Raw genomic sequence first — 25,039 nt, 5'->3', positions numbered from 1 at the left:
CGATGATATTGTCGTGCATTGCCGTTCCTTGAAGCAGTTGCAGTGGATCAAGAAGAGGATTGAACAGCGCTTGAAGCTCTGCAAATTGTCTCTCAACGACAAAAAGACGCGAGTTGTCTATTGTAAAGATTCTCGTAGGTCAGGGGAGTGGACGTGTCAGAGCTTTGATTTTCTGGGCTATACCTTTCGTCCAAGGTCATCACGCAACCACCGTGGAGAGCTTTTTGTAAGCTTTAGTCCGGCAATCAGTCGGAAAGCTTCGAAATCTCTACGGCAGACCATTCGGCGGGAGTGGAAGCTCCAAGCGAGGAGCCAGCACTCTATTGAGGAACTGGCAAGACGTTTAAATCCAGTGATCACAGGTTGGATAAACTATTATGGCCGATTCTGTCGATCGGAGATGCACTCTGTATTGGACCGGATAAACGTAAGCGCCCATTTATCCCCATCAACTACCCTGCCGGTTCAGCAGCAGATTTCAAATTCCACGGGAGCAACAAGTCGAACTCATCCACGGTTTGCGCTGTGGCGAGGCCCTCAAAGACCTTTGTGAGATAGACGAAGGGCTCCCAACCATTGGCTTTGGCCGTTTCAATCAAACTGTAGAGGTTTGCCGAGGCCTTTGCACCTCGAACAGAGTTGCTGAAGAGCCAATTTTTCCTGCCAATCACAAAGGGGCGAATGGCGTTCTCGGCTCTGTTGTTGTCAATTTCCAGGCGTCCATCATCAAGATATCGAATCAGAGAGGACCACTGATTGGTCAGATATCCCATCGCTTCGCCGAGTTTGCTTTTCGGTAACACCCCTGCTCGATTATCTTCCAGCCAGGTTTTCAACTCATCGATAATGGGGCGGGAACGCTCCTGGCGCACCTTGTAACGTCGCTCTGGAGTAGCCTCTTCCTCACGCAGATCCTTTTCCACAGCGTACAGTTTCCGGATCAGCGACAGTGCCTGCCCAGCCTTGCCTATCTTGCCTTTTTTGGATTTTCCCAACGCTTTGATCGCCTCGTCGAATTGACGACGGGCATGCGCAAAACACCCCATCAGGATCACATCTTCCTGCGCACCCACACCCAGATAACCTGCATACCCATCCGTTTGCAACCAGCCTTTATAGCCCGCCAACAGCCGTTTCGGAACCTCGGCACCGCGTGTGGGATCGTAATCAAACAAAATCACCGGACTACCCGGGGGACCACCTCGCTGTACCCACATATAGGAGTTGCTGGCTGCAACTTTATCTTTTTCCTTAAGCACTTGAATCGTAGTTTCATCCATCTGCAGGATATCGTAATCCAGCATCTTGTCCCGCATCAGATTGATCAACGGCTGCACCAGTTGGCCGCACTGGATCATCCAATTGGCCAGCGTGGTTCGACAGACATCAATCCCTGCACGGGTCAGAATGGCGCCCTGTCGATAGAGCGGTAACCCATCGGCATACTTGGATACCGCCACATGGGCCAATAGAGCAGCTGTAGCCAACGCCTTGGGAATGGGACGTTTGGGTGTAGGGGCCGTCTTCACGCCCTGTTTGCAATGAGGACAGCCATATTTGATCTGGATGTGCCGCAATACCTGCACCTTGGCCGGAATAATATCCAGTTGCTCGCTGGTCTCACGGCCAATCTCGACCAAATGGTGACCATCCAGGCCACAAACCAATGCCGACTCAGGCAACTCATGAATGATATCCACCCGGGGTAGCCACTCTGGCAATGGCTTGCGCCCTTTGGACTTCACTTTGCGGCTATGGGCAGGAACCTGGATCTCTTCGGCATCCTCTTCAGGTTCCTCGGCAGCCGTCACTTCTGCCTCATCGAACAGACCCAACTGACGGGGATCGCTCTTCTCACTGGAACGCCCAAACCGCTTGGCAATGAGAATATTCAGCTTCTCCCTCAGAAGCTGGGCTTCATGCTCCATACGCTTGCTTTTGTCCTGTAAAAGGACATTTTCAGCCTGCAAGGAAAGTATTATTTCCCGCAAAGCGGCAGGGTCATCAGGGAGTGTCTTTGGTAGCGTTTTCATAGCCGAAATTATACCAAAAAAACCGCCTTAACACTCTATACAATCGAAGAAAAATGCAGTTTATTGTGACCCTTCATTGCCGCCAGGTTGTAGCCATCAAGTAGCCAATTCAGCTGCCGCCCCGTGATTTGGATTTCTGCGGCACCTCCCTGGCGCAACCAGTGAAATCGGTCCTTTTCCAGCCGCTTTTGCCACAGGCAGAAGCCATTACGTTCCCAGTAAAGGATTTTCACCTTGTCCAATGATCGATTGCGAAACACGAACAGAGCCTCATCAAAGGGATTCAACTCCAGTTCTGCCTCCACCAATGCAGCCAGTCCGTTGATCCCCTTCCTGAAATCCACCGGCTCCAAACAAAGATGGACGACAGAAATATCCGGCGATGGGCGCATCATCACAAGGCTGCCACAGATCGCAGGACAGAGAGCAAGCTCTCGCCACCATTCCCTGACCACTCCACCGTCATACCATTTGGGAACTGAATCCGGCAGACCCCTGCTGAAGACTTTGAACTCAATTCCAATCGCTGAAAACGTCGCTTGCCTGATCCTGACTCTTCCAGAAAACCCATTTGCGTCAGCTTGCGCTTCCAAAAATACAACGATGGAAGGCTCAGCTTATGGACTTCAGCGTACTCCTTAATGGTGCCGACCTCAGAACGACAACTGCGTAAATGATCCAGCCAGTACCGCTGCTTCTCACTCAGCACAGACGCCTCAATTGATTTGTCTTCCATGTTCGCCTCCTAAAATTTTGAATTTCAGAAAGCGTGACATACCTTCAGATCAAACTGAACCCTGGGGATAAATGGGCGCTTACGGATAAACACCGCTCTTGCCTTCTGGGCAATGCGTAAGTTCAAGAAACTCCGTGGGCACAAGACCCGAGCGCACAAGTGGCTCAAAGGGGTTGCCCAGAGAGAGCCATCTTTGTTTGCGCATTGGAAATATCAGGGCTGGATGACAAGAGCCGTATGAGCTGAGAGGTTCACGTACGGTTCTGTGAGAGGCTGAGGGTGAAATTCCCTCGGTCTACTCGACCACCAGCAGAAAGCTTTTTCCACACTCTCAAAGTTGAACTGGTTTCATCCTGTGACTTTAAGACACGCGATGAGGCTAAACAGATCATCTTTGAATATATAGAGGTCTTTTATAACCGAAAGCGCAAGCACTCATCCATCGGCTATATGAGTCCTTCTCAGTACGAAATAGAGTGGTTCAAGTCCGCGTAAAACACTGTCCGTTTTAGTGTTGCCACATCACCCCTTGCTCAGATTGCGCAGATGATCTGCAACCACTTTTCCTTTGTGAATCACCATGATTCGTTCTGCATAGGCCCGTATGGTAACGGCCTTGCGCGCGGCTATCGCCTCCACGCTGTATTGATTGCCGTCATATTGAATCAGACTGGTCGATGAGACGCGACACTCACGCTCTTTATAAGCGTCAAATGGGCGGCTGAAACGGATCAGATGCTCCCGCTCTTGTTGAAACACGGCGGCTACTGTGCGCTGTTTCTGTTCTGGGTGAGGATGCGTGGACGCCCATCCCCAACAGCGGTCCGCAAGCCAGTGATTCAACTCTTCCAGATCAGCAAACTGGGGAATGGGTTTGAAAAACCAGTTGCGAACATCCCGGACTTGTTTCTCTACCTGGCCCTTCTCCCAACCCGCTGCTGGCGTACAGGCTACGGGCTCTACCAAAAAGTGATCGCACATCGCCTCAAAGCGGCTATTAAATGTGCGCTCCTTGCCCTTGAGAATCTTATCCACCGCTGTCGAGAGGTTGTCGTAAATACCCTGGTGGGGGCAACCTCCAAAAAACTTAAAAGCCCGGTTATGCGCATCCAGAAGCATCTCCAGGGATTCCCGCAGGAAGGCGACCACAAAGATCATGCGGCTGTGAGCCAAGCGAAAATGGGCCACCTTGATGCTTTGATGGACTCCACCCAGAACGGCGCTCTCATAGCTCCAATCAAACTGATAGGCTGATCCAGGCTCAAAGTAGAGAGGGATAAATACTGTGCCTGGGTTTCTTCCCTTTTCAGTTCGCCATGCTTTTACATAGCGGCGAACGCTGTCATATGCGCCCTGATAGCCCTCATAAGCCAACGTTTCAAAAATCTGCTTTGCTTGCAGACGCTGTTTGCGGGGCTGAGGCCAATCCGCTTCCAGAATCTTTTCCAACCTTTCGACATACGGCCCAAGTTGAGGCCGAGGTTGAATCGAACGTTGGTAGCCGATCTCCTGACCTGGCTCTTCCTCCAATATCTTACGCACCGTATTGCGCGAAACATGTCGATCTCTGCTGATTTGCTTGATCGACTTCTTCAGGACCTCTCGATCCCGTCTGATTTTTGCTCTCGTCTCCAATGTCAGCATCCTCTGTTTTCCTCATGTCTAAAACAGCCATGAGGTCATCATACAGAGGGGTCATTTTTGCACGCCGTTTTTCCCCTCAAAGGGGTCATTATTGGATGCCGTTTAACAACATGTTTAACCAGCTACCAGGGCACGGCTCGTACCTGTAGGGGAACTCTGTGCCCAGTGGTAATTTCTCGATTTTTAAAGAACGGGTTATTCCAATGATTGGGAACGGAAGGTGAGAGAATAGCAGCGTGTTTGTGTGATCAGGTTTTTTATCGATCAAATATTGGGTGATCAGGGCGCTAAATCAAAAATTGGATAGTCGCATATCGACTATTTTGGCCAGATATGACATTCAAAGCAAAAACTTTGTTAACAAAATGTAAATGTGAAATGAATGGCTGTTGGAAATATTAATGAATTGTAAATGAGAGATTCCAGCTAAATTTTTAGATGGATGGCAGTGTTTAAGGAATAGGGGACCAATTCACTCTATTAACATTTATCGCAAAAGTTTAAGAGATAAAAGTCAATATTTGTAAGGAATCGCAAAAAAAACAACTTTTATAGAGATGTTAATTTGTATTAGCATGCGCTGAAGTTTGAATTTTTGAGTTGGTTCATTGGGAAATTTATTGTGACTGCATCTGCTGACAACGCTGTGCTGGATATTTTATCTCAGAAGCCCGATTCCGGGCTGCTCTGTGTGATGCTGCTTGCGCGTTTTCACCAGATTCCCAGCTCACGGGATGGGCTGCGCCATGAACATGGTCAGCCAGGGGAGAGCTTTGGACATTTGGAGGTACTCAAGGCGCTCAAGGCGTTGGGGCTGAAGGCCAAGGCGGTAAAAAGCGCCAAGAAGCGTCTAAATAAACTACCGCTGCCCGCCATCATTCCTTCCGCTAAGGAGGGGGGCTTTCAAATTCTGGCTAAGGCCGAAGGGGGCAAGGTTCTGCTGCACGATCCCACCGAGGCCAAGCCGGAGGTGATGGATACAGAAGTGTTTTTGGAACAGTGGGATGGCTCGGTCATTCTAGCCGCCACACGGGGTAAAGATCCCACCGGTGGTAAGTTTGATATCACCTGGTTTATTCCCGCCGTTATCCGCTACCGTAAGCTCTTCTCCGAGGTGCTCTACGCCTCCTTTTTTCTGCAAGTTTTCGCCCTGATCTCGCCGCTCTTCTTCCAGGTCATCATCGACAAAGTGTTGGTGCACCGCGGCCTCACCACCCTGGATGTGCTGGCTCTAGGCATGCTGGTGGTGGCGCTGTTTGAGATGTTTCTGGGGGGCCTGCGTACCTACCTACTCAGTCACACCACCAATCGTATCGATGTGGAGTTGGGGGCTAAGCTCTATCGCCACCTGATGAATCTGCCCATGTCCTTCTTTGGCTCCAGACGGGTGGGGGACTCGGTGGCGCGGGTGCGAGAGCTGGAGAACATTCGTAATTTTATCACCGGCTCAGCTATGACGGTGGCCATCGATATTCCCTTCACCTTTGTCTTTGTGGCGGTCATGTTTTGGTATAGCCCCACCCTGACCTACGTGGTGGTGGGGGCGATCCCTTTCTATATTTTGCTGTCGGTCTTTGTCTCCCCCATCCTTAGGAAACGGGTGGAGGAAAAATTCGCCCGTGGTGCTGAAAACCAATCCTTTTTGGTGGAGTCGGTCACCGGCGTACAGACGGTTAAAGCTTCCGCACTTGAGCCGCAGATGGGGCGCCGCTGGGATGAACAGCTGGCGGCCTATGTTCACACCTCCTTCCGTGTCACCAATCTGGGCAACTGGGCCAGTCAGATTGCAGGGTTGATTAATAAAATCACCACCCTGTTGATTCTCTGGTTTGGGGCACATCTGGTTATTGACGGCTCGTTGACCGTGGGTCAGCTGGTAGCCATCAACATGCTCTCCGGCCGGGTCAGTGGGCCGATCCTGCGGCTGGTGCAGCTGTGGCAGGACTATCAACAGGCCGGGGTCTCCATTCGCCGGCTGGGGGATATCCTCAACACCCCCTCCGAAGCAACCTCCGACCCCAGCCGTGCGGCACTGCCCAATCTAAAAGGGCGGGTGACCCTGGAGCGCATCAACTTCCGCTATGACCCAGAGTCCCCCGAAGTGATTCGGGAACTCTCCTTGGATATCCGCCCCGGGGAGGTGATCGGCATCGTTGGGCCGTCGGGTTCCGGTAAAAGCACGGTGACCAAGCTGGTACAGCGCCTCTACACCCCAGAGCGGGGCCGGGTTTTGGTAGATGGGGTGGATTTAGGGCAGGTGGATCCCGCTTGGCTGCGTCGTCAGGTGGGGGTTGTGCTGCAGGAGAACTTTCTGTTTAAGCGCTCGGTGCGGGAGAACATCGCCATTGGCGATCCCGGTATTCCCATGGAGCGGGTTATTGCGGCGGCCAAGCTGGCCGGGGCGGAGGAGTTTATCTCCGAGCTTAAGCAGGGCTATGAGACGGAACTGGATGAACATGGTGGCAACCTCTCCGGTGGTCAGCGGCAGCGCATCGCCATCGCACGGGCGTTGGTCAGTGATCCACGCATTTTGATCTTTGATGAGGCCACCAGCGCCCTGGATTACGAGTCGGAGAAGATCATTCAGGAGAACATGCGCTCCATCTGTCAGGGGCGTACCGTGATTATCATTGCCCACCGTCTGAGTGCGGTGCGGGGTTGTAACCGCATCATGGTGATGGATAAAGGGGTCATCATGGAAGAGGGCGGTTATGCAGAGCTGCTACAGAAAAAAGGGTGGTTTGCACGTATGCACTACCATCAGTCGGGCATGGGTGCGGTGGCGCAAGCCATCAACACCGGCAAGAAGGAGGCCTGATCATGTTTAGCGGCCTTGTACGACATATGAGTGTGGCGTGGCAGGCGTGGCGGCAGGATCGTCAGGCCCCGGTTAAGGGGTTGGAGCTGGATCATGAGAACGCCTTTAAACCGGCGGTTTTGGAGGTTCTAGAGCGCCCTCCATCCCCCTTTGGGCGGTTGATTACCTGGACCATTATGCTCTTCTGTGCCCTGGCTGTGGGTTGGAGTATCTGGGGGCAGATTGATGTGGTGGCGGTGGCCCAGGGTAAGATTCTACCCAATGGTCATGTGAAGGTGATTCAGCCCCTGGAGATCGGTGTGGTGCGGGAGATTCCCGTGCGCGAAGGGGAGCAGGTCGCCGAGGGGGAGGTGTTGGTGATTCTGGATCCAACCTCCACCGAGGCGGATCTGGTGCGTTTTGAGGAGAATCTACTCTCTGCACAATTGGATATGGCCCGTTGGCAGGCGCTAGCGGAGTGGGATCAGGGTGAGCAGCCGCAGATTCTCTACCGTTCCCCTGATGGTGCCCCTGAAGGGCGGGTGCAGAAGCAGCGTTGGTTGCTCAAGGATACCTTGCTGGCCCACCGTGCTTCGTTGCAGGGCATTGGCCATGAGCTGAAGAAGCAGATGGCGGAGCTGGCCTCAGCCAAGGAGGCGGTACGTAAGTATCAGCAGCTGCTGCCGTTGATTGCCAAGCGGGCCAATGCTCAGAAGACTCTGATGGAGAAGAAGCTGGCGGCGCAATCCCACTGGTTGGAGTTGGAGCAGGAGCGGGTGGAGCTGCAACGGGATCTGGCCATTCAGAAGAGCCGTCTGGCGGAGCTGTTGGCGGGGTTGGATGTGACCCGTAAACGCTTTGCTGAGACCGAGGCACGCTTTCGCAAAGAGGTGATGGAGAAGTATGTCGAATCTGAGCAGCGGGTTATTGATATTGAGCAGGAGCTGACCAAGGCGGCCCGGCGCAACCAGTTGCAGGTACTGCGTTCACCCATTGATGGGGTGGTGCAGAATCTGGTGATTCACACCGTCGGTGGCGTGGTGCAGCCCGCTCAGGAGCTGATGCGTATTGTGCCTACATCCGGCGGGATTGAGGTGGAGGCCTACTTGGCCAATAAGGATATCGGCTTTGTGGAGGAGGGGCAGGCGGTGGAGATCAAGCTGGAGACCTTTCCTTTTACCAGGTATGGGCTGATCAACGGCATTGTGAAAAAGCTCTCTGCCGATGCGGTGGAGCACGAGGAAATGGGTCTGGTCTATGCGGCCCGCATAAGCATGATGAAAAACACCATGCAGGTGGGGGAGCGGCTGGTTAACATCACCCCTGGCATGTCAGTGACGGCGGAGATAAAAACCGGCAAGCGTAGGATCATTGAGTTTTTCCTCAGCCCCATTCAGAAGTCTATGCAAGAGGGGTTGCGGGAGCGGTGATCGTGAAAGAATTAATTCAAAAAAACATCATAATAGCTGCGCTATTTGGATTGATCTTTTTTGATGTGTTGATAGGGGATAGAGAAACCTCTAGCGCATTGAAAAAACCTCATCATATGGAAAGTTCAGTTTCAAACTATGATGAGTTCCAAAATTCAAGTATTATTGAAATAGGACACATGGGATTAGACGCAAAATCTGTAAAAAAATTAAAAGAAACCTATACTGATAGATTTTCAAAAATGTATGATGAATCCAATAACTTGGAGGGTTTCATAAAAAAAATAAGAGCAATACCTTCTGGTGCATGCACAATGTCATACTATTATAGCGAAAATAATAAAATTGTATGTACTGTTGCGGTGAGTGGTGAAATAGATTTTAGATATTTTGGAGGGGTGGTGTGGCATGATATGCAGCTAATAAGGATAATGATCGACAAGTCTGATAAGCTTGATGTTAAGGTCTATGTTCTAAGATTTAATGTTGCAAACAAAGAAGACTTTAGGTTGGAGGGGGTCAATGATGAGTGAAATAACTTTACAGCATGAGGTATTGCTCAATTCATCATATAAGTATCAAATTGAGTCTCATACTTACAAGCTTATCGGTGGAGTAGGTGGACACAGCTTTTGGGTCTTGAGAAATGTGGACACAGGAGCTGTTATGGCTGAAGCTCATGGTTTAGCTTGGGATCTGAGAGTTCCGGGGACAGTTACCTTGAGAGTTCCGGGGACAGTTACCTAATTGTGAGAGTTCCGGGGACAGTTACCTAATTGAGGGGTAAAGGATCTGAGAGTTCCTGAGAGTTCCGGGGACAGTTACCTAATTGAGGGGTAAAGGGTTATGGCGCGGATGGCGAGGGTGGTGGTGGCGTGAGTGGCACCTCATGTAACACAGCGTGGAAATCGTCGTCAGGATGTATTTTTTGAGGAAGCAGATTATTTGTTTTATTTAGAAACAGTAAGCTATTGGAGCCAAAAATACGGTGTGGAGGTATTAGCTTATTGTCTGATGACGAAGCATATCCATTTGGTAGCGGTTCCATCGACGGAGCATGGTCTTCAAGAAGTAATGCGTGAAACGCATTTGCGCTATGCAAGGCGCATCAATTTTAGCAAAGGTTGGACGGGCCACTTATGGCAGGGGCGCTATGCCTCAACACCCATGGATGAGCCGCATATGTTGATGGCGGTGCGGTATGTAGAGTTGAATCCTGTCTGTGCCGGTATGGTTGAGGGAGCAGAGCATTATCGCTGGAGTAGCGCCAAAGCTCATATGGAAGGGAAAGACGACAGTCTAGTAAAGGTGTCACTATTATTGGAGTTGGTGCCGGAATGGAGCCGTTTTCTAAAACAAGGTATAGGCTCGAAAGAACAAGAACGAATAAGGCTGCATGAGCGCACAGGAAGGCCAATGGGAAGAGATTCTTTTATTGAGGAACTTGAAAGCCGTTTAGGGGTAACCGTTCAGAGACCCCGATATCAAGCGGCTACTGGAGCCGGTAACGGCGGTACGAGGTTTCCCTTTCTCCGTTCAGCAATCACCTCAGCAAGATAGTCCCAGGGAGACACGTTCCGCAATCGGCAAGTTTCGATGACGCTAGCCAGCACACCCAATACCCGACTCCCTTCTGCCGTACGAGTTCCGTGGCTGATCAGACGCGCAATGACCCAGTGGCGCAGAGCCCGCTCCGCATCGTTGTTGGTCAGCGGCAGCCCTGGAACTCTCACAGGTTGCCAGATAACATCCCAGTCATTGAGAAGCTCAACGGCAAGGCTGCGAACTTTCTCGGACGGGGGATAATCTCTGTACAATTCGCAGTATCCCTGGAATTCTTCCAAAATCGACTCGGCAGCTGGCGGATCCGATCCATCTTTGACCTCTTCGACCATGTATTCCAGGACCTCCAATACCCTGGAGCCGAATCGTTTGCTCTCTTTATCCAGGCTTGTCGACAACCCCTTGGCTTTTCGGATCAAGTGCGCCCAGCAGCGCAGCCGCCTGGAGAAAATCCGGTAGTTCATGAGTCCATCGCTCATTAGCCAGCCTGCATATTCCTCGGTCAGGATATCAAGGACCATTTGTCGAGTCCGGCGTCCCACGCAAAACAAGACCGTATTTGCCGTCGCGAAAACCCAGAGCCACAAAGCTTGACCTTTTTGCTTCCAAGGCGTTTCGTCTACATGAGCCAGAGCGGATGCACGAAGTTCGGCAATCAGTTCATCCTGAACAGGGGCGGCAGCCAGTCCGACCTCACGTATGCAATTGTCGATGGTCCCGACACTCAACTCCAGGCCGAACCAATCGATCAAAAACTCCTGAACCTTGGAGCGAGACAACCGCATCCGTTTTGCGAGCGCAACAATGAAAGCAGCCAACATGGGGCCGACAATACGCCATTCACTCAAACTGGTTGCGGTTTTGCGTCCTGCAATCTCAAGTCTATCCCCTGTGCCGGGACCGGTACATGAAATATGGCCGCATCTACAGGCAACTTCCCCAAAAAGGTGCTTGGTCCCCTCTAGCCTCAATCCAGGCTGATCCGGGGCACCCCTTATCAGATCGATGGTCACATAGCCGATTCGAGCTGTAAATCGAGCATCCAAGGGAAGGGCAGCATCGCAGGCAGCACACGTTTCCGCTCGATGAACCACGGTACTCCGAATCGGAATTATCTGCGTTCTGCCGAATCCCTTGGCCCCAACTGGCTTCCCAGCCCTGCCTTTCGGCTTCTTGCCTGAGGAATCCGACTTACCATTTCCTGGAGCAGAGGGAGTAGAACTGCCGGATGGCCCTGGTGAATCATCTCCATCCGCATCATCGGTTCCCTTCTTCTCCACCGGCGAAACGTCCTCTTCATCCTCATCCGAAAGCGTTTCGTCTTGCTCAACTGGAATCCCAAGGTACGCCGGACGACTGCTGGGCGGCTGGGAACTGTTGTCGGGTGTTCGGTTCAAACGCTCACGAGATTCCTTGAGATCCTCCAACATTTTCCGGCTGACGGCCAGTAACTCTGCAGACGATAGTGAGGAGAGATATTCCTCATCAATCTGGAGCAGGTCGTGATCTGAAAGCTTCATGGTTCGCGCACCACATCATCGCCGGTGAATGAATCCTCGCACACATGATAACACGGGTTTCCAGGAAGAGATTTTTGCGCTTCTGCGCCCCATTGGATCCAGCGCAAAAATGCGCTCGTACCCGGGGTGGGCGCCACAGCTGAAAACCCGCCAGAACTCTCCTCAAGGCTTTGATAGGCAAAAACAGATCGGATCGCACTCTCCTTCTGAAATTTCACATTTTCGACGAAAATCGTGTCAAGGATATTCTTTGCCATGGTCAAACAAAATTGGCGCTATTCCCGGCAGTTGACTCCTTCTCAAACGGTGAACATCCTCACTGAACGAGGGGTCTCTGAACGGTTACAAACATACCCAGTCGTGCCCTCTTTATCAAAGGGTTTTAGGCCTTTGTCTGTATTATTTTGTTACAAAGCTCGTTTGCAAAGGGTGGCTTTTGGTGCTCATGCTGCGGGATGATATGAAAGGTATTTATGCAAGGCAGTATGGCAATTGTCAAAAGTCTATCTAGAATTTGTGGATAATCTATAATATTTACAAATAATTAGCATTATACATTGTGGATTAAGATGACCGTTCAAGGGAACTCGTCCTTGACTGATGTGGCAATACTAAAACAGACAGTTTTTTACGCGGACTTGAGCCACACCAGTAGATGCTGAGAAGGGCGCATAGAGCTGATTAAAGTATATTTGCGATTACCGTTATAAAAATCTTTATAGATTGAAAGGTTACCTGTTTAGCTTCTTCTCGCGTTTCAAACTCACAGGATGAAACGGGTTCAACCTTTAGGATATGGTAAAAGCTTTCTGCTGGGGGGTTGTCCCAGCTGTACCTGTCGTTTATTTCATCCAGCCGCAATGGGCCTCGTTTGCGACCCCTGCGAGGCCGATTTCGCTGGACGATCAGGCAGAATTCCGGGAGAATCGGGGTGCGTAGTGACTTCGGCTGATGCTTAAAGCGCAGAATCCCCGACTTCGAGCACAGGCCATTGGTTCAGCGCCGAAGCGTAATCTTTGGAAATCTAGGAACGGGACAACGGATAGAGGGCAGGCTGCGATCCGTTTGTACCGGTGGTGCAGACCGCCTCTAAGCACTGGAAACGCGATGATGTTCCCCTCTCTCCATGTTGGGCCTTGATCGTGTAGCAGGGAGCGTGGCGTGCTATCCCAGGGGTAGGCCACACGGAATGGCTGAATGAGCATGCCCACTTGAGCATTTTGCCGTGGTATGCATGTTCCCCACAAAGGCTTCTCCTGGCTTATTTTTTGATCAGATCACGGAGTTTGCGAGGGCTCTTAGGTCTACCAGGACGTTTTCGCCGTGATCTCCATCTCCTGTTGCAGGGTAATCCTGGAAGTGAGCCATTCAGTGACGCGATGAATGAAATTGGCTACGATGCGAAGCATTGCTTGTCTTAGTGAAGAGTAAGGGATTATTCCGTTGGGCGATCACGATAGCAGCTACAAGCAGCTCTTCAGCCACGCAGAGATGGTGCGTGATCTGCTGTTGGGGTTTGTCCAGGAGGCGTGGGTCGAGCATCTCGATTTTACCAGCCTTGAGAAGGTGAGTGGCAGCTATATTACCGATGACCTGCGGGATCGTGAGGATGATGTCATCTGGCGGGTGCGCTGGGGCGAAGCGTGGCTCTATATTTTTGTGCTGATTGAGTTCCAATCGACGGTGGACTGGATGATGGCGGTCCGCATGAACGCCTACGTGATGCTATTGTATCAGGATCTGGTAAAATCCGGACAGGTGAAGCAGGGCGAGATGTTGCCCCCGGTGCTGCCCATGGTGCTTTACAATGGGAAGCCAATCTGGTCAGCGGCGACAGATGTGGCCGATCTTATTCGCCCGGTTCCTGGAGGGCTTGAGCGTTTTCGCCCGCATATGCGTTATCTGCTGATAGATGAAGTTCGCTATGAGGATGCGAAGCTGTTGGAGATGCAGAATCTGGCGGCGGCCTTATTCCGATTGGAGAAGAGCCAGTCACCAACGGATATCCGCGCTGTTTTGAGTAGTCTGATCGATTGGTTGAAAGCACCCGGTCAGTTGAGTTTGAGGCGAGCCTTCACCGTCATGCTGGGCAGGGTGTTGTTGCCCAGGAAAGCGTTAGGTCAGGTGATCCCGGAGTTAAACGATTTGCAGGAGGTAGATGCCATGCTTGCCGAGACCGTGCTGGAGTGGACCAAAGAGTGGGAAGCCCAGGGTATACAGAAAGGGCTTCAGAAAGGGCTTCAGAAAGGGCTTCAGAAAGGGCGTCAAGAGGGGCGGAAGGAAGAGGGGGCATCCATGCTGCTCCGACTTTTGTCACGCCGGTTTGGTCCATTGCCCGACGAGATCTCGAATAAGGTCATGACCGCAGATGTGGAAGAGATAGAGTCCTGGGTAGACAAAATTTTCGATGCACACTCGTTACACGATGTTTTTGAATAAGAAATTATGTTCTTTCGGATCATTTTGTTAAGTGAAAAGGAGTCGAACGCTTTCTCCTGGGCTGTACCATCATGTAGAGACGCCGCTTCACCATGATTTTCAGAGAGATTGTCCCCAATCTGTCTGGCAGTGGGAAGCAGTCTCAGGCAGCCTCACGATAGTACGATCTGATCATCCCGCCGAGGGCTTCCTTGCTTCGGATTGGGCCATCCCGTTTTGGTTTAAAATTGACATCCAGGACGTTATTGCCGGTGTCCCGGCCCTGATGAGATCTTTCTTCGTTGAAATGTCGGACTCACGTGGGGGTGATGTAAGCCAGTTGGCCAAGACTGAAACAGACAAAGAAGTCGAGACACTCGCGCTTTGCTGAGGAAATCCAAGACTCTGCGTAAGAATTCGCTTGGGGTGCGCGGTGGGGAATCTGGATCACCCGGGCCCCTTCGGTTTTCCAGATCGTATTGAGCGGGCCGGAGAACTTGGTGTCGGCGTCGCGGACCAGAAACCGGGGCTTGATGCCTTCGTCGTCGCACCACATGGCCGCGTTCCGGGCCTGCTGGGTGACCCAGGCACTGTCTCCGGGTGGTAGGTGGGGGCGCTGATGTGGACAACACGGCGGCTGCCGAGATGGATGAACACCAGGATGTAGGCGGTCCGCTTGCCCAGCGGGGTAAGGATCTCGTCGGGTAGGGACATGGGGTTTCCCCCGCATCCCCCCTAATAAACAAAAGTGATCCAGGGTAATGGCCCGGATCAAGCCTAAGAACACCAAGCCGAAAATGGTCGTCCAGCGGCTTGCCCATGGCATGGGATTTGTGATGGGGTAATCCCCCCGAAAATTGAGGGTTTTCAGGAGTAGAGTTTTCACATTATGTTTTTAGATGAGCGTCTACATGAAAAAAATCTGAGGAAGGAGGGGGCTGTCCCATTGCCGATGTCACCATCCGGATCGGTATTTGAAAAGAAACTCGTTATTCACCCGGCTAAAAATGCTTTTACTTTTGCTCTGCTCATCAGGAAAACGCAAAGTGGCCCAATGGGTAGGCTTGCGCGTTTTAAGAATGGCTTCCAAATGCTCAGGACTGGCGATATTTTCAGCCCAAAAGGTGTTGGTATCGGTCAATATTATCCACCCCTCTTCAGAGGGTCTCGTCTCGTCAATCAAAAACCACTCCATAACGACTCCTTACAAAAACGGAGGGGAATCCTACCAGACTGGACGAACGACCAACCCGTAACCCAACATTGTACGTCTACCACAAACGATGTCAAGGCAAACGCAACTGCCCCCCAGGGCAATCGCATTTGAAATTGGACGACCCCGCATGCGGCTTTTGGCCTCCTTTTACCCCCGTCCAACCGCTTTTTTGGTCAGAAAAATGGCCCTCTGAGGGATGGAGATTGCTCGCTAGGGACAAATTGAGGCGAAAAAGGCCTCGCTTTCTGTGTGTGATTTTCAAATGCGATTGCCCTGACGGCCCCCGTTGATCGCCTGTTTTTCCAATCGCCCTTGCATAGGGTATGCGGATAGGTGTACGCGTCGGAAAAAAAGTGCCAAACCCAGCCAATCTAATCATAACCGTTTAGACACTACCCTTAGGCTTTTTCTTCAAGTGCCCCTAAATTAATTTTGGTATGGTTGCGTGCTCATTTACAGTTGTCACATATCTCGATGGCTACGCATGGTGTTAACGGGAACTGCCGTGTTGACGCGCTCAACCAGCAAACCACCAGCCCAAAACCCGAAGTCCCCAACCGTCGTAACCACCCGTAGCATCAGTGCCAACATCAAAGCTTGTGGTTCGCCCATCATTTGACTGAGCGCCGCAACCAAGACAACCTCTCTAACCCCAACCCCACCTGGGCTGCCCGGCGTAGCGGTACCAAGTAACCATGATAACGCATAAATTCCCAGTACCTGGGGCCATAGCTCAGCTGCTCCGCCCAGTTGATTTGCCAACCATAGAGTAAGTGCACCCACAGCGATAAAAAATAATAAATGCCCCATGGCAGCACCAAGGCCTCCCAAAAGGATAGGGTAGCCACAGGGTACTGTAAATTGCATGCCCAGACGATTTTCAAAAAACCTGACAACCCAACCTTGGCGACACCAACTTAAAATCAATAGCGTAGTAAGCAGCAGTAACCCCAGAAAGAGCCCGGCAGCCCAAGTGAAAGCATCATGTTGCAGTACCAGGGGGCGAGGGAGGGTGAAGAGCATTAACAGGATGGCCATCAACCCTAATGAGGCTAACTCCCCCATGGAGGCCAGTGTTGTATGCGCATGGGCCACCCCGGCCAACCGGCCCAGTGCAAACCGTCCTGCATAGTGAAAGATGTTACCCGGAAGAAATTTGGCAATATGTGACTTTGTATAAATTACATAAAGTTGTGAAGCCAATGTTCGATCACCCAACCCTCGCAGCAGAGCGATCCAACCCATGCCCAACAGGGTGCAAATCACGGCATAGAGCAAAGAGGCAAAAAACAGTATGCCAAACAGGGACCATCCCCACCGTTCGTGACGCAAAAAATATCCACCATGCTGGTACAGTTGCCAAGACAACAGCAATAGACAGACCAGAACAATTCCTCGGCTAAACCAACTCATCCAACGTTCCCCTGACTTTAGCGGGGTTGGCATGCAATAAATGTCCAGGGAATAGGGGTTCGCACCGACAGAATTTTAAATCGTTGTTCAACCAGATCGGTAAAAGCAGACGTAGACCAGTGTTGAATGTGTCCAGGGGTATTGCCTAAATTCATAAGATAGGACCCCCTGGCCATATTCAGCACGCGCCACAGTGGTTCCCTCGGCACACTAAAGATAACGTGCTTGCGGGCTAACTTATGAATGATCGCCATACCCGCTTCTGGGTCAGCAAGGTGCTCCATAACCTCACAACAGAGAATGAGATCAGCACCATGCTTGTCGGGGGTTAATGTATAGAGATCATGGGTAAAAAAGGAAACAGGGCAATGTGCATGTTCCGTTTTGGCTTGAGCAATCATCTCGGCTGAACGATCACTGGCACGGATTTGATAGTTAGCCTGCACAGAGAGTAGGGCAGCCAATTTCCCTTCACCACACCCAACCTCATGAATGTCAGTGCATCGTGTCTGCTGAACAAGATCAAAAAGGGTATGCGTAAAACCAGCCATCAGCCTACGTGCAATAAAATTGCGGGTCCCATATTTGTCGTAATAGTTACCCGATGGATCACTGGGGTGGCTTGATAACATCAATCAACTCCTTATCTTGCCTACACACATGGCTTACGGTGCTTTAAGAAGCACAACCCCTTCGCGCTGCTCAATTACAGGCCAGTGTTGCAATTGCTTGGCGACTTCGGGTGTTATGCTCAACTCTTCAGCGTGGGCATTCCCCCGGTTTACCACAACCCACTGGAGGCTATTTATTTTGCGCTCAAAATGTTTAAGTTCAACAATATTTAAGCCTTGATAGACCGAACCTAAACTGGCCAACGCCCGTGCAGAGCGGTCGTCACTCCAGACGGTTACAGGCGCTTCTAAGTGGCCTCTTGGTATATGCGCAAGCAGTTGCTGTTTTAAAGCTAAAGAGTGTTTGAAAGAAGGGATCTCATGACGGTGCTGAACCACATGAAGGGAACCAAGCACAATCAAAGCAACCATCAGGGGTAAAGGTGCCAGTTGAATCATCCATTGGGGCAAGCGATGACGCAATAGATGCAGTGCCAAAACGACCAGCAAAGCCCCACTGAGGAGCAACATATGGCTTTTAACTTCAACCATTTGCTTCAACAAAACAAACAGCGCAAAAGCAACAGAGGCAAGCGCTGAAAGCCATAAGCTTCGATATTTCAGGGTGTTGGAATGACAGCTTATTTTTGCCAACACCACGGCAGAGAGCATGATCATGCCGGGTAGGATGGGAAGCAGATAACGCTCCTTTAGGTGCATGGGATTATAAATCTGCAAGGAGGTTGAGCCGAACCAAAACATAACCAAAAGGGCCACAGAAACAGACAACCAAAAAAAGATCTGGTCACGTTTTTCATCGCGCACGATCCACACGACTAACCAAGGGAAGAGAAAACCGATTAACAAGCTTGGTTTCGTTAGAATGAAAAGCAGGGTCTCCAGCCCCAAACGATCTAAAATTTGGTCCCATGATTTATTGGCATAGGTTTTAGGATGGGTATTATGCCCCACTTCCACCGAATGAATACGGTACAGTGGATCACCTGTTTGCCATGCATAATAGCCAAGATACAGAACAAGCAGAGCCACACCACTGAGGGCGGCCCAGAGCCAAAACTTAAAATTTTTCTTCTGCACCATGTCAAAAGTCAAAAGAATAAAAGCCCAAGGTATTAACCAGATTGTGGTCAATTTTGCCATGGCAGAAAGTATTAAAGTTAAGGAAAATAATAGGCCAAAAAGGGCCGCATGGTCCGTTGCATCAGCGGGTCTGTTTCCCAACCCGCCCCTTCCTAAAAAGCCCCATAAAGCGGTTAAAAACATCAGCAGTGTGAGCGGTAAATCAACCCCAAGAACCATAGAGTTTTCTAAGATAAGAGGATTGCAGGCGAGCATTAACCCGGCGAGAGCCCCGGCCCATACACCCGCTAAACGCCAAGTCAAATGGGTTACCGTGAAAATCAAAAGAAATCCACAAAGCAAAGGCCAGCCAATTTGCACCCAGCGCCCTTCACCCAGCGCTGTGAATAGGAAAGCGGTTGGAGCAAACATGGTGAGACGGTGAGAGAAATGATGGGGGGTAAACGCCCAGTTACCTGCCAGCCATTGACGAGCAAGATCGGCATAGCTTGCGTCATCGCTCCCCAATAGGGTGGGTTGATAGAGCAGCGCAAAAAGTCCAAAAATGAGGAGGGGCAAGAGATGGATTAAAATGAAGACCGTTTTGGGTGAACGATTCTCAATCATGGCTGTTTTTCTTGCAGTGTTTTTTCCAAAGAGATCAATCGACTTTCTAGTTGTTTCAGGCGCTCTAAACCGCTTTCATGCAATTTACGGTTGAAGCCAATCAAATCGGCTAAAACCCCCAGTAACCAACTGATAATCGCTAGATTAATCAAAACCCCCCCAATAATGAGTGACTGTACATGCCCGGTGGCGGAGCTAGGGTCCTGTAAATAAAGCCATAAAAAGCGTATGACAGGGGCTGAACCGATGAACAGCAATATGAACCCAAGCCCTATAAAGGTCCGGAGGGGATGAAAGAGTGTTTGGACACGCAGCAAGATAGAGACGGACATGCCAATGAATTGACCCACGCTCTTAAACAGGCGTGAATGCCGCAAAGGCGCGTTGGTACGGATTGCAACGGTTTCCAGCGCCAATCCCTTCCATTGGATTTGGAAGAGCATTTCGAGCGTATAGCTAAAGGTAGAGAGAATCTCAAGACGTTGTGCCGCCGAACGCGACATGGCACGAAAACCACTCACAGCGTCCGTGATAGGCAGGCCTATAATGCGGCCAACCACGCGACTACCAAATTTGGACAGCATTTTTTTAATGGGAGAAAAATGTTCAATGTTAGAAACATCCCGCGTACCCACCACCACATCAGCCCGTCCACTGAGGATTGGTTCGATCAACTTGGGGATGTCTGCGCCGCAGTATTGGTTATCTCCATCGCTATTAACGATAATATCTGCACCCTTCTCCAAGGCTGTATTTAAGCCCAATTGAAAGGTTGCCGCCAATCCACGATTACGACGCGAACGGACAATATGCTCTACGCCTAACTGTGCGGCGACCTCAGAGGTGTTATCACTGCTTCCATCATCAATAACCAGCAATTCAACCGAGCTAATACCAGGAATTTCTCGCGGAATATCCGCGACGGTTTGTCCCAGTGTACGAGCCTCATTAAAACAAGGTATTTGTACAATAAGCTTCACTTTATTAGACCTTACACATCGGTAGCGATAAGAGCAAACGAGGCTTTATCCGGTTGGCACCCATAAAGATTGCGTTGCTGTTAATAATAATTCCTCTTATTCTGTTTTACTCTCTCGCGTTTCCCAAGACCTTTTGTGAATATGGCCCTTTTAGGCGAGAAAAAAGAAGCAGAAATGGCGTTTTTTGCTGACGTGAATGGTGAACGGTCTCAACGGTCCTATGCAATGCGGAACCTTTCGTTTGTGTCATCAATCCGCAAAAAATATACCACATCCCCCTACCATGTAAAAGCCGTTGTTATTCTGCCTGCGTTAAGGTTTAGATAGATCGGTGATGGCTGATTGAAGCGCTTTTTTCCTGAACGGCACCAACGGTTACATCGTCTTTGCCCATCAACAAGCCAGATTTGGTTTTTCGGCGCCCGAGTAATGCCACGAGCATTTCAAGAAGGTGAGCCCTACGGTGTTTAGGCATGCTTTGGCCCGACACAAGGCGCTATTTTGCAGGAAGCCAAACCTTATTCGCCAATAATTTTAACCAGAACCCGTTTTTTGCGCTGACCGTCAAACTCACCATAAAAAACTTGCTCCCAGGGGCCAAAGTCGAGGTTGCCTTGAGTTATGGCCACCACCACCTCCCGCCCCATGATTTGCCGTTTTAGGTGGGCATCGCCATTATCTTCACCCATGCGGTTATGGTGATAGTGATCCGTGGGCGCATGGGGGGCTAAGGCTTCCAGCCAGCGCTCATAGTCATGGTGTAGACCCGGTTCATCGTCATTAATAAAGACCGACGCTGTAATATGCATGGCATTACAGAGCAACAACCCCTCACGGATACCGCTCTCTTTGAGGGCTTCCCGCAGTTGGTGCGTAATGTTGATAAAACCACGGCGTCCTGGTACCTGAAACCAAAGCTCTTTACGAAAGCTTTTCAACGTGTTTCTCCTTTTTAGGGGTGTCGGTGGCGAGCGGCATGTTCGTTATAAGGGTACCGGTAGGTTTCAGTAATAATCAAGCGGTGATGCTGCCTGGGCTGTGGGCAGTCATTCATTCTAACGGCTAATTCCACAGGAAGGTCGGTTTACCGGAGGAGAATGCGCCATAAATTGATGACAGCATACGCTATGATGGCAGAACGAGACGATAAAATTTGGGCAATCCCTTCTGCATGCTTCGCCCCCTGGACATTTCTGCAGCCTGCGGCGAAAATAGACTTTCCCTCGGTTAACGACTGTGTGATCGTGGTAGTTAGGTTGCATGGCTTATCGTCGGCAGCTTCAGTTTTTTGCGTCGGATTGTTATAACGATTCGAGCCTTTGAAACGGTTTGGCGATGCACAAACATTTTACCATTACCATCACCACCCATAAGGGGGCCAAGCATCTGCGAGTCTCCTTTTCGTGGTTGCGGGCGGTGGTTATCTCTGGGCTAGTGGTGGTCGCCAGTTTGCTGGGCTCCGCAGGATTGGGCATCTATTTTTATAAAGATGCCGAGCAGTTGCAAAGCAGTTTACAAGCAACCCGTTCGGATTTGTCCGAGCTGCACTCTCTCAATTTAGAGCTTCAACAGATCAGCTTAACGAAGGATGGGGTCATTAGCGAGGTACAGCAAAAATACCAAACTGCCCGTGCCAAGGCCGATGCTCTAACCCTAGCCGCTACCAACAGTGAGCGGGTTAAACGCTATCTGTTAAGTCGCTTGCCCAATGGGCGGCCTATCTATTCGCGGGTAGTTACCAGTAGCTATGGCGAGCGGCTGGACCCCATAACGGGTGAGCGCGAGTTCCATGGCGGCTTGGATATGCGGGCTGCGATTGGCACCGAGGTACGCGCAACCGCCGATGGGGTGGTGGAGTTTGCCGGTGATCATAAACGCAGTGGTTATGGTCAACTGGTCATGGTGCGTCACGATTTTGGGTTTCGTACCATCTATGCCCACCTGAGCAAAACCTTGGTCAAAGCGGGTAGTTTTGTGGGTAAAGGGGATGTTATTGCCCTGTCGGGTAATAGCGGTAAGAGCAGCGGGCCGCACCTGCATTACGAGGTGCGTTTTGTCCATCGTAAACTGGACCCTGCGCGGTTTGTGCGTTGGAGTGCCGACACCTACGATACGATTTTTGAAGAGAGGCGGGTGCGATGGCACTCTTTGGTAAAACTGCTCAACCGCCGTTTGAGCGATCCCATACAACCATCATTGCAACTGGCTCAAAAATAGAAGGGCTTATTCAAAGCTCCTGCGATCTGCATGTGGATGGTTTGTTGGTGGGCGAGGTGCATTGCGAAGGGGAGCTCTCCATCGGCACGCAGGGACGCATCGAAGGTCGGGTTTTTGCCCGGCGTTTGGTGATTACCGGCACCTTTGAAGGGCAGGCGGATTGCGACGAGGTGGAAATCCTTGGTACCGGTCATGCCAGCGGGGAGATTGCTTCCCACATTCTGGTGCTGGAGCGGGGCAGCTTGTTCGAGGGTAACAGCCGCCAAAAATCGACGGAAGAGCTTAAACAGAGCTTAACCAGCGAGGTTAAGGCGTTACCCTTAACCGCCGACTCAGTACCGCATGGGGGGATTTCAACGGCACCGATCCATGCGGAGTTGCTGGTCGATGAAAAATCATAAGCGATCTACTCGCCGCCGAGTGCGCTACGAATATAGGTGGCCCGACGCTCCGTAAAGGGGTGACTGGAGAGATACTCCGCCAAGTTCCCCTGTCTTTGTGCCTTTGTGTGGTCTGTTTTAGGATTGGCCTGTTTTCTCGCGGCGGCGTTTTTTTCTAAGCGCTCCAGAATGCCAATAAAACGTTCTGCGGGGATCTGTTGTTCGCGCATGAATTGAAGGGCAAAACGGTCGGCCCGCTCTTCAAAGGCCCGTCCATACGAGAGTTGGTTCAGTAAAACCGGCATGCTAATGATAAGGTCATCAAAACTTGAGCTGGGATCGCCAATTAATAAGCTGGTGGTTAGGGAGACAAGGGTGCTACGTACCAGCAGTTTGACACTGTGCCGCTCGAAGATGTGGCCCAATTCATGGGCGATCACGACCTGAAATTCTGTGTCATGTTTTAATAATTGGATAAAGGCATCGGTCGCAATTATATCACCCGAGGGTAAAGCTAAGGCGTTGGCTCCAAGCAGCTTGCTCTGTCTAAAGTGCAGCGTATAGGGTAGATCGTCACGGGTGGGTAGCGCCTTAATGGTTTGTGCAAAGAGCTGTTGATAGTGGGCTTGTTGGCGGTCACTTAGGCGGCTGGGTTGCATCAGGGGTGGGACTTTAAACAGGCCATTATCCAGCGTTTCTAAGGCGCGTTTACCGATACGCGCATCAACTTCAGCAGGCAACATGGCGGTAAGAGCTTGCGCCGCTAAGGGCACTCCATACTGAAACAGACCCCAAATAAACCCCCCCACAATAAGGATGGCCACAAAGACCCAGTGCCACCCCTTTTCCATGCGGTGCACCCCTCTTTCCAAACGGCCTTCTTTGTGCTCGGCCATGTAGTTGAGCAGGGCCGGGCTCTGTTGGGTGACAAACTGCTCCCCCTGGCCAAAACGTATACGCATGGGGGTATTCCCCATAGGGGGGCTGATGGTACGATCACCGGGATAAAGAGTCTTTACCGTGCCATCTTGGCGCACCAAGCGTAACAAGCCTTGCGGCGAGAGTTCTAGGGTGGCGGTCTCTGCTTGGCTGTTTTGGCCATTAAAATAGTGGCCTTGTAGGGTCGTCATAAAAGGGCCTTCACGTAACGGTTATCCGTTTTTGCGATTGAGCAGAGGTCTGTGCAAACCACCCTACATGACTCTGTTAACCGTAGATAGGGGCGAGCACGGCGAAGGGGCTTGTTACTCAAGGCCCTTCCCATTTTTTAAATACCCACATCAAACCCTACAAGATCATCGACGCCCTCAGCGAGGCTGCCCGATTGATTGTTTTGGTGATCGGCGAGAAAATGCTGTTTTTGGGCAGCGCTCATCTCTACACGAACCGACTCGTAAAGATATTTTTTTATGCGTATGGTACACCATGGGCTGAGTAAGCCTAACGAGAAGAGACGCATCAGTAGGTTGCTAAGAATGATCCAGCTAACCTTTATAATGTTGATTTTGCATCGAAAATAAATGCCATGAAGATGGGCTTGGTTCCAGATGATGGCAAACATGGCAGCTCTCATGATCTGGGCAGTAAAAAGCACAAGGGGGATCAGGCTAACAAAGCCTATTATGCCATAGATTTCATTTATAACAGAATCTTCAAACTGCGGCAAATAAGTGTGGTTAGCGACTAAGAAAAAGATGGTTACCGCCACAAACAGCATTAATATCCAAGCGAATGCGATCATGGCACTGTAAAAAAGGGCGTTGTAAAAAGCACGCGAGCCAAGGGGTGGTTTTGCGTCAAAGTTGCTTTGACCAAAGCGGCTGCCCAAGAGCAAAAATTCCTGTTGCTGTTTGAGCATGACAGGGAGCAGCAAACTCGCGCTTAAAGCAGATGCAATGCTCCATAGTATATAAACGCCATAAGAGCGGGAAATTTTACCGGTAAAATTAAAATGGATGCCCCGATATTCCGAGTTGCGCAGGGAAAAGCGCATGGCCATGACGATGATGACTGGGATCATGAGCGAAAGGCCAAAATAGATGATATTGCCGATCACAATCCACTGCGTGATTTGAGACGAGGTCATAATAGACATGGGAATGACAATCGCAGCAGCGATTAGGCGCCCCTTTAGGATCCGCATGGGGTCGGCGGTATAATCAAAATTGTGCCCATCCAGCAGAGTATGGTTATAGAAATAACGGTTACGGCGCACCTTGGCCCAGGCCGAGTAGATCCCCAGTGTTACGATGGTGAGCGCCCAGTTTACAAACCATATTTTAAAGTAGTCGCTGCCTTTGCCGTGAAAGGTCACCGGATGGCTGTGTAGCAGAGGGTCGGTTGCATGAAATGGGGGTTCGGGGAGGATCTGATC

General features: G+C 50.7%; 23 protein-coding genes and 2 pseudogenes. 9 read left to right on the top strand and 16 right to left on the bottom strand.

Features of this window, described 5'->3' with window-relative positions:
• The first annotated feature begins 13 nt into the window (after window positions 1-13).
• Window positions 14-553 (top strand): group II intron maturase-specific domain-containing protein, encoded by a 540-nt coding sequence (locus MMC1_RS21195; RefSeq protein WP_265101268.1) that lies wholly within the window; start codon window positions 14-16, stop codon window positions 551-553.
• Here the strand turns inward: MMC1_RS21195 and tnpC are convergent.
• The 3 genes from tnpC to tnpA are packed head-to-tail and all read right to left on the bottom strand — an operon-like array spanning window position 453 to window position 2,769.
• Window positions 453-2,033, bottom strand: a complete 1,581-nt coding sequence (gene tnpC / locus MMC1_RS10105) for an IS66 family transposase (protein WP_011712020.1) — start codon at window positions 2,031-2,033, stop codon at window positions 453-455. The genes MMC1_RS21195 and tnpC overlap by 101 nt on opposite strands.
• A 35-nt stretch (window positions 2,034-2,068) precedes the next feature.
• Window positions 2,069-2,428 (bottom strand): IS66 family insertion sequence element accessory protein TnpB, encoded by a 360-nt coding sequence (gene tnpB, locus MMC1_RS10100; protein ID WP_011712019.1) that lies wholly within the window; start codon window positions 2,426-2,428, stop codon window positions 2,069-2,071.
• Window positions 2,428-2,769, bottom strand: coding sequence for an IS66 family insertion sequence element accessory protein TnpA (gene tnpA, locus MMC1_RS10095; protein WP_011712018.1), 342 nt, complete (start codon window positions 2,767-2,769; stop codon window positions 2,428-2,430). Before tnpA ends, tnpB begins: the two co-directional genes overlap by 1 nt.
• Before the next feature lie 306 nt (window positions 2,770-3,075).
• On the opposite strand from tnpA, the pseudogene MMC1_RS21190 reads away from it, so the two are divergent.
• Window positions 3,076-3,264: pseudogene (locus MMC1_RS21190) on the top strand (IS3 family transposase); the annotation flags it as partial.
• Between the two features lie 27 nt (window positions 3,265-3,291).
• On the opposite strand, the gene istA reads toward MMC1_RS21190, so the two are convergent.
• Window positions 3,292-4,404 (bottom strand): IS21 family transposase, encoded by a 1,113-nt coding sequence (gene istA, locus MMC1_RS10090; RefSeq protein ID WP_160162696.1) that lies wholly within the window; start codon window positions 4,402-4,404, stop codon window positions 3,292-3,294.
• Window positions 4,405-5,035: 631 nt separating this feature from the next.
• On the opposite strand from istA, the gene MMC1_RS10085 reads away from it, so the two are divergent.
• The 4 genes from MMC1_RS10085 (at window position 5,036) to MMC1_RS21185 (ending at window position 10,200) form a co-directional block, all read left to right on the top strand.
• On the top strand, window positions 5,036-7,231 hold the full coding sequence (locus tag MMC1_RS10085) for a type I secretion system permease/ATPase (protein WP_011713619.1): 2,196 nt from the start codon (window positions 5,036-5,038) through the stop codon (window positions 7,229-7,231).
• 2 nt (window positions 7,232-7,233) lie between these two features.
• Entirely contained in the window at window positions 7,234-8,640 is a 1,407-nt protein-coding gene (locus tag MMC1_RS10080; protein ID WP_011713618.1) for an HlyD family type I secretion periplasmic adaptor subunit, read from the top strand.
• Window positions 8,641-8,642: 2 nt separating this feature from the next.
• Window positions 8,643-9,173, top strand: a complete 531-nt coding sequence (locus MMC1_RS10075) for a hypothetical protein (RefSeq protein ID WP_143711402.1) — start codon at window positions 8,643-8,645, stop codon at window positions 9,171-9,173.
• Between the two features lie 346 nt (window positions 9,174-9,519).
• Window positions 9,520-10,200 carry a transposase gene (locus tag MMC1_RS21185; protein ID WP_011713616.1) on the top strand — a complete coding sequence of 227 codons (681 nt, stop codon included), beginning with the start codon at window positions 9,520-9,522 and terminating at the stop codon, window positions 10,198-10,200.
• Here MMC1_RS21185 and MMC1_RS10065 read toward each other — a convergent pair.
• The 3 genes and pseudogenes from MMC1_RS10065 to MMC1_RS21910 form a co-directional block, all read right to left on the bottom strand.
• Window positions 10,125-11,723: an IS66-like element ISMasp4 family transposase gene (locus tag MMC1_RS10065; protein ID WP_011712137.1), complete on the bottom strand. Its 1,599-nt coding sequence runs from the start codon at window positions 11,721-11,723 to the stop codon at window positions 10,125-10,127. The two genes, MMC1_RS21185 and MMC1_RS10065, sit on opposite strands and share 76 nt — an antisense overlap.
• Window positions 11,720-11,980: a hypothetical protein gene (locus tag MMC1_RS10060; protein WP_011713615.1), complete on the bottom strand. Its 261-nt coding sequence runs from the start codon at window positions 11,978-11,980 to the stop codon at window positions 11,720-11,722. The genes MMC1_RS10065 and MMC1_RS10060 overlap by 4 nt, the downstream gene beginning before the upstream one ends.
• 371 nt (window positions 11,981-12,351) lie before the next feature.
• A pseudogene (locus MMC1_RS21910) lies at window positions 12,352-12,551 on the bottom strand (IS3 family transposase); the annotation flags it as partial.
• Between the two features lie 615 nt (window positions 12,552-13,166).
• Here MMC1_RS21910 and MMC1_RS10055 point away from each other — a divergent pair.
• Window positions 13,167-14,162: an Rpn family recombination-promoting nuclease/putative transposase gene (locus MMC1_RS10055; RefSeq protein ID WP_011713614.1), complete on the top strand. Its 996-nt coding sequence runs from the start codon at window positions 13,167-13,169 to the stop codon at window positions 14,160-14,162.
• Window positions 14,163-14,457: 295 nt separating this feature from the next.
• Here MMC1_RS10055 and MMC1_RS22180 read toward each other — a convergent pair whose 3' ends face one another.
• From MMC1_RS22180 to MMC1_RS10020, 7 genes are all read right to left on the bottom strand, one after another.
• Window positions 14,458-14,697: a hypothetical protein gene (locus MMC1_RS22180; RefSeq protein ID WP_049757659.1), complete on the bottom strand. Its 240-nt coding sequence runs from the start codon at window positions 14,695-14,697 to the stop codon at window positions 14,458-14,460.
• A 399-nt stretch (window positions 14,698-15,096) separates the two neighbouring features.
• Window positions 15,097-15,336, bottom strand: a complete 240-nt coding sequence (locus tag MMC1_RS10045) for a hypothetical protein (RefSeq protein ID WP_011713613.1) — start codon at window positions 15,334-15,336, stop codon at window positions 15,097-15,099.
• 483 nt (window positions 15,337-15,819) lie between these two features.
• A complete protein-coding gene (locus MMC1_RS20025) occupies window positions 15,820-16,770 on the bottom strand; it encodes a lysylphosphatidylglycerol synthase domain-containing protein (RefSeq protein ID WP_011713612.1) in 951 nt (316 codons plus the stop codon).
• A gap of 17 nt (window positions 16,771-16,787) precedes the next feature.
• Entirely contained in the window at window positions 16,788-17,402 is a 615-nt protein-coding gene (locus MMC1_RS10035) for a class I SAM-dependent methyltransferase (protein WP_011713611.1), read from the bottom strand.
• Between the two features lie 33 nt (window positions 17,403-17,435).
• Window positions 17,436-19,088 (bottom strand): ArnT family glycosyltransferase, encoded by a 1,653-nt coding sequence (locus tag MMC1_RS10030; RefSeq protein WP_041641139.1) that lies wholly within the window; start codon window positions 19,086-19,088, stop codon window positions 17,436-17,438.
• The gene (locus MMC1_RS10025) at window positions 19,085-20,068 is read right to left on the bottom strand and encodes a glycosyltransferase family 2 protein (protein WP_011713609.1); all 984 of its coding nucleotides are present in this window, start codon (window positions 20,066-20,068) and stop codon (window positions 19,085-19,087) included. Before MMC1_RS10025 ends, MMC1_RS10030 begins: the two co-directional genes overlap by 4 nt.
• Before the next feature lie 518 nt (window positions 20,069-20,586).
• Window positions 20,587-21,006 carry a secondary thiamine-phosphate synthase enzyme YjbQ gene (locus tag MMC1_RS10020; protein WP_011713608.1) on the bottom strand — a complete coding sequence of 140 codons (420 nt, stop codon included), beginning with the start codon at window positions 21,004-21,006 and terminating at the stop codon, window positions 20,587-20,589.
• Window positions 21,007-21,403: 397 nt separating this feature from the next.
• On the opposite strand from MMC1_RS10020, the gene MMC1_RS10015 reads away from it, so the two are divergent.
• Both MMC1_RS10015 and MMC1_RS20020 read left to right on the top strand, forming a co-directional pair.
• Window positions 21,404-22,285 (top strand): M23 family metallopeptidase, encoded by an 882-nt coding sequence (locus MMC1_RS10015; RefSeq protein ID WP_011713607.1) that lies wholly within the window; start codon window positions 21,404-21,406, stop codon window positions 22,283-22,285.
• On the top strand, window positions 22,207-22,686 hold the full coding sequence (locus MMC1_RS20020; RefSeq protein WP_011713606.1) for a bactofilin family protein: 480 nt from the start codon (window positions 22,207-22,209) through the stop codon (window positions 22,684-22,686). The genes MMC1_RS10015 and MMC1_RS20020 overlap by 79 nt, the downstream gene beginning before the upstream one ends.
• A 5-nt stretch (window positions 22,687-22,691) precedes the next feature.
• Here the strand turns inward: MMC1_RS20020 and MMC1_RS10005 are convergent, their stop codons facing one another.
• Window positions 22,692-23,795 carry a M48 family metallopeptidase gene (locus tag MMC1_RS10005; RefSeq protein WP_011713605.1) on the bottom strand — a complete coding sequence of 368 codons (1,104 nt, stop codon included), beginning with the start codon at window positions 23,793-23,795 and terminating at the stop codon, window positions 22,692-22,694.
• Between the two features lie 137 nt (window positions 23,796-23,932).
• The gene (locus MMC1_RS20015; RefSeq protein WP_160162694.1) at window positions 23,933-24,979 is read right to left on the bottom strand and encodes a YjgN family protein; all 1,047 of its coding nucleotides are present in this window, start codon (window positions 24,977-24,979) and stop codon (window positions 23,933-23,935) included.
• Window positions 24,980-25,039 lie beyond the last annotated feature (60 nt).

The organism is Magnetococcus marinus MC-1, assembly GCF_000014865.1.
GTDB lineage: Bacteria > Pseudomonadota > Magnetococcia > Magnetococcales > Magnetococcaceae > Magnetococcus > Magnetococcus marinus.
This window is presented reverse-complemented; position numbering and strand designations above follow the sequence as displayed.

Excerpts from the sequence above, each read along its gene's own strand:
- MMC1_RS10045 (WP_011713613.1), bottom strand. The coding sequence starts at position 15,336 with ATGGAGTGGTTTTTGATTGACGAGACGAGACCCTCTGAAGAGGGGTGG.
- MMC1_RS10065 (WP_011712137.1), bottom strand. The coding sequence starts at position 11,723 with ATGAAGCTTTCAGATCACGACCTGCTCCAGATTGATGAGGAATATCTC.
- MMC1_RS10080 (WP_011713618.1), top strand. The coding sequence starts at position 7,234 with ATGTTTAGCGGCCTTGTACGACATATGAGTGTGGCGTGGCAGGCGTGG.
- MMC1_RS10035 (WP_011713611.1), bottom strand. The coding sequence starts at position 17,402 with ATGTTATCAAGCCACCCCAGTGATCCATCGGGTAACTATTACGACAAA.
- MMC1_RS10015 (WP_011713607.1), top strand. The coding sequence starts at position 21,404 with ATGCACAAACATTTTACCATTACCATCACCACCCATAAGGGGGCCAAG.
- tnpB (WP_011712019.1), bottom strand. The coding sequence starts at position 2,428 with ATGATGCGCCCATCGCCGGATATTTCTGTCGTCCATCTTTGTTTGGAG.
- MMC1_RS20020 (WP_011713606.1), top strand. The coding sequence starts at position 22,207 with ATGGCACTCTTTGGTAAAACTGCTCAACCGCCGTTTGAGCGATCCCAT.
- MMC1_RS10005 (WP_011713605.1), bottom strand. The coding sequence starts at position 23,795 with ATGACGACCCTACAAGGCCACTATTTTAATGGCCAAAACAGCCAAGCA.
- MMC1_RS10030 (WP_041641139.1), bottom strand. The coding sequence starts at position 19,088 with ATGATTGAGAATCGTTCACCCAAAACGGTCTTCATTTTAATCCATCTC.
- MMC1_RS10060 (WP_011713615.1), bottom strand. The coding sequence starts at position 11,980 with ATGGCAAAGAATATCCTTGACACGATTTTCGTCGAAAATGTGAAATTT.
- MMC1_RS20025 (WP_011713612.1), bottom strand. The coding sequence starts at position 16,770 with ATGAGTTGGTTTAGCCGAGGAATTGTTCTGGTCTGTCTATTGCTGTTG.
- MMC1_RS22180 (WP_049757659.1), bottom strand. The coding sequence starts at position 14,697 with ATGTGGTGCGACGACGAAGGCATCAAGCCCCGGTTTCTGGTCCGCGAC.
- tnpC (WP_011712020.1), bottom strand. The coding sequence starts at position 2,033 with ATGAAAACGCTACCAAAGACACTCCCTGATGACCCTGCCGCTTTGCGG.
- tnpA (WP_011712018.1), bottom strand. The coding sequence starts at position 2,769 with ATGGAAGACAAATCAATTGAGGCGTCTGTGCTGAGTGAGAAGCAGCGG.